10 protein-coding genes and 1 pseudogene are annotated in these 9249 nt (G+C 69.3%); all 11 read right to left on the reverse strand.

From position 1 onward, the window contains the following. Positions 1 to 21: 21 nt before the first annotated feature. On the reverse strand, positions 22 to 1560 hold the full coding sequence (locus C472_RS05055; RefSeq protein ID WP_049906331.1) for a TrkH family potassium uptake protein: 1539 nt from the start codon (positions 1558 to 1560) through the stop codon (positions 22 to 24). Between the two features lie 105 nt (positions 1561 to 1665). Then, positions 1666 to 3168, reverse strand: a complete 1503-nt coding sequence (locus C472_RS05060; protein ID WP_006628728.1) for a TrkH family potassium uptake protein — start codon at positions 3166 to 3168, stop codon at positions 1666 to 1668. Between the two features lie 7 nt (positions 3169 to 3175). Continuing rightward, entirely contained in the window at positions 3176 to 4513 is a 1338-nt protein-coding gene (gene trkA, locus C472_RS05065) for a Trk system potassium transporter TrkA (protein ID WP_006628729.1), read from the reverse strand. Between the two features lie 97 nt (positions 4514 to 4610). Further along, a complete protein-coding gene (locus C472_RS05070; protein WP_006628730.1) occupies positions 4611 to 5537 on the reverse strand; it encodes a mechanosensitive ion channel family protein in 927 nt (308 codons plus the stop codon). Further along, positions 5537 to 5782, reverse strand: a complete 246-nt coding sequence (locus C472_RS05075) for a YhbY family RNA-binding protein (protein WP_006628731.1) — start codon at positions 5780 to 5782, stop codon at positions 5537 to 5539. The genes C472_RS05070 and C472_RS05075 overlap by 1 nt, the downstream gene beginning before the upstream one ends. 97 nt (positions 5783 to 5879) lie before the next feature. Then, positions 5880 to 6338 carry an SHOCT domain-containing protein gene (locus tag C472_RS05080; RefSeq protein ID WP_006628732.1) on the reverse strand — a complete coding sequence of 153 codons (459 nt, stop codon included), beginning with the start codon at positions 6336 to 6338 and terminating at the stop codon, positions 5880 to 5882. A 63-nt stretch (positions 6339 to 6401) separates the two neighbouring features. Further along, positions 6402 to 6908, reverse strand: coding sequence for a DUF5797 family protein (locus C472_RS05085; protein WP_006628733.1), 507 nt, complete (start codon positions 6906 to 6908; stop codon positions 6402 to 6404). After that, on the reverse strand, positions 6905 to 8209 hold the full coding sequence (gene gatA / locus C472_RS05090) for an Asp-tRNA(Asn)/Glu-tRNA(Gln) amidotransferase subunit GatA (RefSeq protein WP_006628734.1): 1305 nt from the start codon (positions 8207 to 8209) through the stop codon (positions 6905 to 6907). Before gatA ends, C472_RS05085 begins: the two co-directional genes overlap by 4 nt. Further along, complete coding sequence (gene gatC / locus C472_RS05095; protein ID WP_006628735.1) at positions 8210 to 8512, reverse strand: Asp-tRNA(Asn)/Glu-tRNA(Gln) amidotransferase subunit GatC; 303 nt, start codon at positions 8510 to 8512, stop codon at positions 8210 to 8212. 51 nt (positions 8513 to 8563) lie between these two features. After that, positions 8564 to 8992, reverse strand: a complete 429-nt coding sequence (locus tag C472_RS05100; protein WP_006628736.1) for a DUF5788 family protein — start codon at positions 8990 to 8992, stop codon at positions 8564 to 8566. A 96-nt stretch (positions 8993 to 9088) separates the two neighbouring features. Continuing rightward, a pseudogene (locus C472_RS16240) lies at positions 9089 to 9223 on the reverse strand (universal stress protein); the annotation flags it as partial. Positions 9224 to 9249: the final 26 nt, after the last annotated feature.

The raw sequence follows: 9249 nt of genomic DNA on the forward strand, positions 1-9249 counted from the left end.
GTTAAGAACCTGCCCGCTCGTTCACCGGTCGTCGAACCCGGCGACGAACAGCGCGAGAACCGGAACGATCTCCAGCCGGCCGATCCACATCAGCCCGATCATCAGGATTTTGCTCGTGTCCGGCAGCAGCTCGTAGCTCCCGAAGGGACCGAGCGGCCCGAGCCCCGGCCCAATGTTCCCGATGGTGGCGAGCGACGCCGCGAACGCCTCCGTTCCGCTGAGAGTCACCCCCGCGGCTCGGCTCGTGTCGATCTCGATGAACACCGCGGCGAGCGCGAACAGGAGGAAGTACAACAGCGTGAAGGCCATGATCCCGCGGATCACGTCCTCGTCGACGACCTCCCCCCCGAGCCGCACCGGTCGGACGACCTCCGGGTTCGCCGTGGTGTACAGCTCCCGGTACAGAGCCTTCGCCACGATGAGCCACCGGATCACCTTGATACCGCCGCCGGTCGACCCCGCGGAGCCGCCGACGAACATGACGAAAAGTAGGAAAAACCGCGTTTGGGTGTCCCACTGCGCGAAGTCGGCCGTGGCGAACCCGGTCGAGTTCATCAGCGACGCGACCTGGAATATCCCCTGTCTGAGCGCGTTCTCCGTGATTCCCTGAGTGATCCCGCCGATCTCCGTGGCCGGCGCACCGCCGTAGAACAGTCCGATCGCGAGGACCGCCGCGAACCCGGTGACGAGTCCGAGATAGACGCGGAACTCTGTATTGTCGAACATCCGTCGCGGCTCGTCGCGGAGGAGGAACCAGAACAGCGCGAAGTTCACGCCCGCGATGACCATGAACGGGACGAAGACCCACTGTGCGATCGGCGAGAACGCCGCGATGCTCTCCGCCTGCGGCGAGAACCCGCCCGTCGGCAGCGTCGAGAAACCGTGGGCGATCGCGTTGTACAGGTCCATCTCCGGCGCGAGTCCGGTGAGCCCGAGCAGGAACAGGATCGCGACCAGAGCGGCCGTAAAGCCCATGTAGATGAGCCAGAGCGCCCGCGCGGTCTCCGCGATCCGCGGCGTGAGCTTCTGGAGTCCGGGCCCGGGAGCCTCCGATTTCATCAGCTCCGCGCCGTTGACCGCGAGCTGCGGGAGGATCGCCACCATCAGCACGATGATCCCCATCCCGCCGAGCCACTGGGTGAGCTGTCGCCACATCAGGACCGCGTGCGAGTGCCGCTCGAAGCTGATCTCGGCGGTGGCGGTCGCGCCGGTCGTCGTGAACCCGCTCATCGACTCGAACAGCGCGTTCACCGGGTGACCCAGCGCGGACGCGGTGCCGTGCCCGGCGATGACGTACGGGATCGCGCCGACGACCGCCGCCGCGAACCACGCGAGCGAGACGACCGCCAGCGCGTCGCGGGGCCCGAGGTCGGGGTCGTCGTGAAGCCGTTCCATCCCCGCGCCGAGCGCGACGGCGATCGTCATCGACACGGCGAACGCGAGCGCGTCCTCGCCGTAGATCAGTCCGACGACGAGCGGAACGGCCATCGACGCCGAGAGGATCTTCACGATGGTCCCGGTGTAGCTGAGCACCGCCCGGGGGTCGACCGTTCGCGTCACGACGCCACCTCGTTCATCACGATATCCGTCGTAGCTTCCCGACGCGGTAAGAAGCCGTCGATACCCTGAACCGCGCGACCGCGCATCGGTCCCCGGGACCCGGCGTCACGACGTCCAGAACGACTTCGTGAACAGCACGAGCACCGGGATGATCTCGATCCGGCCGATCCACATCAGGACCACCATCACGGCGCGGGTGCTGAGCGGGAACGTCGCGAACGTGCCGTAGGGGCCCGCGTCGCCGAACGCGGGGCCGATGTTGAGGAACGTCGTCGCGGCCGCCCCGAGCGCCTCGAACTCGTCCACGCGGAGGTCCGCCCGCTCGGCGTCGACGACGATGACCACGGCGAGCAGGAAGAAGATCACGATGCTGAGGAGGAGGTAGGCGTAGATGTCGCGGATCGCGCCCTCGTCGACCGACTTCCCCGAGACGCGGACCGGGCGCACCGACTCGGGGTGGATCGAGGTGTAGAGGTTCCGTTTGAACGACTTCAACGCGACCAGCCACCGCAGCGACTTGATCGAGCAGGTGGTCGAGCCGACCATCCCGCCGATGAACATCCCCATGAACAGCATGTGTTTCGCCGCGGGGGCCCACTGGACGTAGTCGGTGCTGGCGTACCCGGTCGTCGTCACGATGGAGGCGACGTTGAACACGGCGTGGCGTATCGTCGCCTCAGCTCCGAGGGTGATGCTGGGATCGAGGAACAGGCCGAGCGCGACGACGGACGCGAGCGTCCCCATCGCGCCGAGGTAGAAGTGGAACTCCTCGTTGCGGAGGAGCCGCATCGGCTCGCCGTTGATGGCGAAGTAGATGAGGACGAAGCTGGTCGACCCGATCACCATGAACGGGACGACCGCCCACTGGATGAGGGGGTGGAACGCGCCGACCGACAGCGGCTCCGGCGAGAAGCCGGCCGTCGCGACCGACGTGAACGCGTGCGCGACCGCGTTGTACAGGTCCATCTGCGGGTCGACGGCGAGTCCGAGTCCGAAGTAGACGACGACCGCGACCGCGGTGAGCCCGACGTAGATCCCCCAGATGAGCTGCGCCGTCTGCGATATCTTCGGCGTGAGCTTGTTGACGTCTTGGGTCTGTGACTCCGACTCCATCAGCTGCGCGCCGCCGACGCCGAGCTCGGAGAGCACCGCGGTCGCGAGGATCAGGATGCCGAGCCCCCCGAGCCACTGGATCACCTGCCGCCACATCAGCACGGACCGGGTGTGGAGCGAGAAGTCCCGGAGGACGGTCGCGCCCGTGGTCGTCAGTCCGCTCATCGACTCGAACATGGCGTTGATCGGGTGCGCTATCGTCCCGACGCCCGCGACCACGAACGGGATCGCCCCCACCGCGGCGACGAGGAACCAGATCAGCGCGACCGCGAGGAACGCCTCGCGCGGACCGAGGTTCACCTCGGGGTCCTGTGCCGACCGGAACGCCGCGCCGAGCGCGAGCGAGACCGCGATTGCCGCGAGGAACGGCAGCGAGGACTCGCCGTAGTAGACGGCGACGAGCAGCGGAAAGGCCAGAGGAACGGACAGGGCCGCGAGGACGTCTCCGGTGAGCCCCACGCTCGCGCGCCAGCCGACCCGGATCGTGGCGTTCACGGGTCGGTCACGCCATGGAGGCGATGTCGTTCACCGAGTCGGACTCCACGAGCAGTATCACGTGGTCTCCGGCCTGAAGCACGGTGTCTCCGCGGGGAGTGACCAGTTCGTGGTTGCGCGTGATCGCGCCGATGACGAACCGCACGTCGCTTTCCGCGACGATCTCCGAGATCGGTCGCCCGACGAGTCCGCACCCCTCCGTGAGTTCGAGTTCGAGGACCTCGGCCTGGTCGTTTTCCAGCACGGCGATGTTCTCGGCGACGCTCTCGTAGGTGAACCGCGTGATCTCCTCGGCGGTGACGGTGCGGGGGTTGATCGCGATGTCGATGCCGATCTCCTCGAAGACGGTGACGTAGTCCGGGCTGTCGACGACGGCGATCACGCGGTCGACGCCGAGCCGCTTCGCGAGCACGGAGATGAGCAGGTTCTTCTCGTCGGACCGGAGCGCGGTGACGACGATGTCGGCCTCGTCGACGTGCTCGCGCGTGAGGAACTCGGTGTCGGTCGCGTCGTGCTCCATCACGACGGTGTTCGGGAGGTTCTCTGCGAGCCACCGGGCGCGGTCGGGGTCCTGTTCTATCAGCCGCGGCTTGAAGTCGCGCTCCTCGAGCAGTCTGGCCGTCTGATACCCGATCTCGCTGCCGCCGACGACGACGATCTCGTCCGCCCGGTCCGGTGTCGTCTCGGGCGCGACGTCGGTCGCGAACGACTGGACGCTCTCGGGGCTGCCGATCACCACCGCGCGGTCGCCGACACCGATGTCGGTGTCGCCGCGCGGGATGATCATCTCGCCGTCGCGGAAGAGCCCGACGAACGTGAGCGACTCGAAGCGGTCCGCCTCCGAGACCGTCTGTCCGGCGACGGGGCTGTCGGCCGCGATCTCGAACTCCGCCATCTGGACCAGCCCCCCGGCGAACGGGTCCACGTCGACGGCCGCCGGGAGCCCGATGACCCGGACGATGTTCTCCGCGGTCAGGAGGTCGGTACACACCATGAAGTCGACGCCGAACGCGCCCTCGTTGCCCTCCCAGGTGCGGAGGAAGTCGGTGCTTTTCACCCGGGCGATCGTGAACCCGTCGCCGAGCGTCTTCGCGGTGCCGCAGGCGACGAGGTTCGTCTGATCGTCGTCGGTACAGGCGATGACCATGTCCGCGCGGCCGACGTCGGCCGCCGTCTGGATCTCGGAGGTGGTCCCGTCCCCGCCGATGGTCAGCACGTCGAGTTCGTACTTGAGCTGTTCCGCCCGGTCGGGGTCGACGTCGACGACGACGACCTCGTGGTCCGACGCGAGGCTCGCGGCGATGCTCGTGCCGACCTCGCCGGCCCCGATGACGACCACATGCATGGGCACAACGAGTTACCCGACCCTCAAGTTCGTTACTATCGCGCCGCCGGACTCGCGGGGGACGCGCTACGAGCCGCCGCCCGGGTCGCAGGGCCCGCTACGAATCTGTGCCGGGTTCGGGCTCGCCCGGCCCACCGAACGACGACGGCTCGGACCACGCGTCCCGGCCCGACACGGTCCGCTGCGGGAAGGGGATCGAGATCCCCTCCGCGTCGAACCGCGCCTTGACCGCCTTCACGTAGTCGGCGCGGGTCTTCACGAAGTCCGCACGCGAGGGGTCGTCGATCCAGATCCGCGACTGGAGCCCGACGTACGAGTCCGCGAGTTCGGTCAGCCGGACCGAGGGCGCGGGGTCGTCCAGAATGGCCTCGTTCTTCTCCGCCTCCTCGACGATGATCTCCGTCGCGCGCTCGACGTCGTCGTCGTAGTCGATGCCGAAGACGAACTTCAGGCGCAGCGTCTTCTTCGCGACCGGGTTCTTGATCACGTCGCCCGTGAGCACGTTGTTCGGCACCGTGAGCAGTTCGTTGTCGAACGTCCGGACGCGCGTGACGCGGAAGGAGATGTCCTCGACGACGCCGGAGTTCCCCTGCCACTCGATCCAGTCGCCGATGCGGAACGGCCTGTCCGTGTAGATGAACACGCCGGCGACGAAGTTCTTGATCACGTCCTGGAGGGCGAACCCGACCGCGAGCGTCGCCGCGGCCGCGACCGTCGCCAGCGAGCGGAGGAACCCGCTGTAGCCCGCCGCTCCGAACGCGACGGTCACGCCCGCGAACAGCACGAGGAAGGTGACGATCTTCCGTAGCGGGCGGCGCGCGTGCTCGTCGAGCCCCTGCCTGTCGAAGACGCGGCCGACGAGCGGCGCGACGAGGGCGCGGTTGAGCAGGTAGACGGCGACGAGCACCGCGAGGAATATCGCCGCCGAGACGACGAGCCCGGCGAACGGCCCGAGGAACGGCTCCAACGCGTCGGCGACCGGAGCCGTTGGAGCGGTCCCGGCCGCGACCGCCGGGGTCGCCATCAGTGGAGCACCGCCGTGTTCCCGCGCGTCTCGACCAGCTCGGCGTCGACGGCGTCGGCCAGTTCCTCGGCCAGCTCATCGGTCGAGGTTCCGCCGCGGGCCGCCCGCAGGAACTTCACCTTCACCAGCTTGCGGTCGTCGAGCTGGTCGGCCAGTTCGTCGACGACCGAGTCAATGCCCTTCTTGCCGACCCAGACGGTGACGTCGAGGTCGTGCGCCTCTTTTCGGAGCTCCTGATCGCTCATACGCGGTGGAGTCGGCCGCGCGCATTGAAGCTTGAGGTTCGGCCGCGCCGCGGTCCCGGGAGTCGGCCCGCCGACGCGGCGCTTCGCCCTTCCGCGATCAGCGCTCGCGTTCGACCTCGGGGTCCCGGAGCGTACCGCGGTCGCGTTCCGCCTCCCGGTTCCGCTCGGTCCACTCGGCGGCGTCCTCCGGCGTCTCGGTCGCCAAGAGCCGGTCGAGCTTCCGCTCGAACTGCTCGTCGGTGAGGTCGCCCTCGGCGTACCGGGTCCGCAGCCGTTCGAGGGCGTCCGCCGTGTCGCCGGCTCCGGACTCCGAAGCCGACTGCCCGCGTTCCACGCGGACCGACCCCGTCTCGGTGTCGACCTCGACCGTCTCCTCGTCCTCGTCGAACAGCATGGAGACGACGGGGACGATGACGACGTAGCCGAACAGCATGAAGGGGAGCCACCAGCCGAAGTCGGCGAGGAGGGCGGCGAGCCAGATCCCGGTCACCGGCGTCGCGGCGATACCGCTGGCGTTGCGGCGGAACCGCTCGCGGAGGGTCTCGTCGGCGGCCATCGGCCGAACCGTCTCCGGCGCGGTACAAAGTCGTGTCGGGGGTCGACCGCCGCCGACGGTCGCCTACTCGCTGACCTCGACCGTGATCTCGTCGCGCGCGACCGCCAGCCGGAACGTCGGCACGGTCCGGTAGACGACCTCGACGACGTTCTTGCGTTCGAGGCTGCGGAGCGCGCGCCGCACCGCGTCGACCTCGGGGTCGTCGTCGTACGCCTCCCGGAGCGCGTTGAGCACGCTGACGACCGACTGCGAGCGCTCGTCCGGGCCGGCGAGCACCTCGACCACTCGCGCCTCCAGTTCGGGGACGCTGATCGTCTCCGGCACGCCGCCCTTCGCGACCGCGTCCGGTTCGACGCCCGGCTCGACGTCGACGAGGTCGTTCGCCTCCGCGGTCGTGCGGATCAGGCTGTCGTCGTCGCGGTAGTAGTGCTCCTTCAGGTGGTCTTCGAGGTAGCCGTGGACCTCGCTGCCGCTCTCCATCTCCCAGGCGTCCTGTAGCTCGCCGTTCTTCGTCGGCTGGAGGCGGACCACGTCGGCGAGCCGCTCGCGCTCCTCGTCCGTGAGGCTCATCGCTCCTCGACCGCGCTCGCGGCGCGAACGATCGTCTCCTCGCCGAACTTCGGGCCGACGAGCTGCAGCCCGACGGGGAGGCCGTCCGCCTCGCCCGCGGGCACCGATATCGCGGGGAGGTTCGCGAGGTTGGCCGGCGTCGTGTTCGCGTCGGCGAGGTACATCCGCAGCGGGTCGTCGAGGCTCTCGCCGAGCTCGAACGGGAGGACCGGCATCGTCGGCGAGGCGATCACGTCCACGTCCTCGAACGCCGCCTCGAAGTCTTGGCGGACCCACGCGCGGGCGTCCTGCGCCTTCTCGTAGTACTTGTCGTGGTAACCCGCCGAGAGCGCGTACGTGCCGAGCAGGATCCGGCGTTTGACTTCCGCGCCGAACCCCTCCTCGCGCGTCTCCGCGAACGACTCGTTCCAGTTGCCGTCCGACTCGCCCCGGTGGCCGTACCGCACGCCGTCGAAGCGCGCGAGGTTCGAGGAGGCCTCCGCCATCGCGATGACGTAGTACGCCTGGACGGCGTGTTCGACCGAGGGCAGCGATATCTCGGTCGTCTCCGCGCCCCGCGCTTCGAGGTCGGCGATCGCCGCCTCGACCGTCTCGACGACGCGCTCGTCCGCGCCCTCGAACAGCTCCGTGGGGACGCCGACGGTCATCCCGTCCACGTCGCCGTCGGCGGCCGCGGCGTAGCTCGCCGACGGGTCCGCGCCTGTAACCTCGCTCAGGTCGCGCGTGGTCCCGTCGTGGGGGTCGTCGCCGGCGATGACGTCGAGCGCGGCGGCCGCCTCCTCGACGGTGCCCGCGATCGGGCCGATCTGTTCGAGCGAGTTCGCGTACGCGATGAGCCCGTACCGGGAGACCAGCCCGTAGGTGGGCTTGATCCCGACGACGCCGCAGAACGCGGCCGGACAGCGCACCGAGCCGCCGGTGTCTGAGCCGAGCGCCACGTCGGCCTCGCCCGCGGCGACCGCGGCCGCGGAGCCGCCGGAGGAGCCGCCCGGCACGCGGTCGGTGTCGACGGGGTTCCGCGTGGGGCCGAACGCGGAGGTCTCCGTCGTCGTCCCCATCCCGAACTCGTCCATGTTCGTCTTGCCGACCACCGTCGCGCCCGCCTCGGTGAGGCGGTCGACGACGGTCGCGGAGTACGGCGGCACGTAGTCGGCCAGCATCTCGGAGCCGCAGGTCGTCCGGATCCCCTCGGTGGAGATGTTGTCCTTCACCGCGACGGTCGCGTCCGCGAGCGGTCCGTCGGCGTCCGCGTCGCCCTCGATCGTCGCCTCCGTCACGAAGGCGTTGATGTCGGCCGCCATCTACGACACCTTCGGCCCGACGAAGAAGCCGTCCTCCGTCTCCTCGGCGTTCGCGAGCGCCTCCTCCTGCGAGAGCCCCTCCTCGATCTCGTCGGGGCGCATCACGTTGACCAGCTCCTCCTCCCGCTCCGTCTCGGGGACCTCGTCGAGCGCCTCGAAGTACTCCAGGATGTCGCCGAACTGCGCCGCGAACTCGTCGACCTCGTCGTCGGCGAGCCGCACCCGCGCGAGATCGGCGACGTGTCTGACCTCTTCGGCGTCGACGGCGGCCGCGCCGTCGTCGGACGCTGCGGTGTCGCTCATACCCGAACGTACCACGCGGGCGGCGAGTAAGGGTTTCGGAAGGGCGCGCCGTCACCGCACCTGGTCGACGAACGCGAGCCAGCGCTCGTGGCTCTCCAGCGAGTCTGCGTGGTGTTCGTCGGCGAAGCCGGGGCGGCGGATCCCTTCTAACGCGTTCAGCGCGCGGTCGATCCCGATCACCTCCTCGGCGATCGACTCGGCCGTCTCGCGGTTGAGGGCCGCGGTCTCCAGCCGCTCGACGCGCCGCTCTCGCTCGGTGCGGAGCCGCTCCCTCGCCGCCGTGACCTTCCGGTCCGTCGCCGGCGGCACGGCGTCGACCTTCCGGGTCTCGACGATGAACGCGGAGAGGTCGACGGGATTCCCGTCGATCTCGATCTCGTCGGGGACGCTCGCGCCGACCGTGGCGCTCTGGCTGTTCACGCGGTCGAGGAGGGCCTCGCGCTCCGAATCGGGGATGGAGGGTGCGTCGGCGTCGCTCACGGAAGCGAGTACTCGATCCGGAGGCAAAAATCGTCGGTGCGGGCGACGCGGTCGGTCTCGCGGCCCGGTGACCCCGCGGTCGGCGGCCCCGCGGCCTCACTCCGGCTCGTCCGCGCGAACCGTCACGACGGGCGCGTCCGACAGGCGCACCACCTTCTCCGTGACGCTGCCGAGGAGGTACCGCTCGATCCCCGTCCGGCCGCGAGTGCCCATCACCACGAGGTCTGTCTCTTATACACATCTCTGATGGCGCGAGG

Origin of the sequence: Halorubrum tebenquichense DSM 14210 (assembly GCF_000337415.1) — an archaeon.
In the GTDB taxonomy this organism is placed as follows: Archaea; Halobacteriota; Halobacteria; order Halobacteriales; family Haloferacaceae; genus Halorubrum; species Halorubrum tebenquichense.

Bases quoted from the DNA above. Each gene is read 5' to 3' on its own strand.
- trkA (WP_006628729.1), bottom strand. From the start codon at position 4,513: ATGCATGTGGTCGTCATCGGGGCCGGCGAGGTCGGCACGAGCATCGCC.
- C472_RS05070 (WP_006628730.1), bottom strand. From the start codon at position 5,537: ATGGCGACCCCGGCGGTCGCGGCCGGGACCGCTCCAACGGCTCCGGTC.
- C472_RS05075 (WP_006628731.1), bottom strand. From the start codon at position 5,782: ATGAGCGATCAGGAGCTCCGAAAAGAGGCGCACGACCTCGACGTCACC.
- C472_RS05080 (WP_006628732.1), bottom strand. From the start codon at position 6,338: ATGGCCGCCGACGAGACCCTCCGCGAGCGGTTCCGCCGCAACGCCAGC.
- C472_RS05085 (WP_006628733.1), bottom strand. From the start codon at position 6,908: ATGAGCCTCACGGACGAGGAGCGCGAGCGGCTCGCCGACGTGGTCCGC.
- gatA (WP_006628734.1), bottom strand. From the start codon at position 8,209: ATGGCGGCCGACATCAACGCCTTCGTGACGGAGGCGACGATCGAGGGC.
- gatC (WP_006628735.1), bottom strand. From the start codon at position 8,512: ATGAGCGACACCGCAGCGTCCGACGACGGCGCGGCCGCCGTCGACGCC.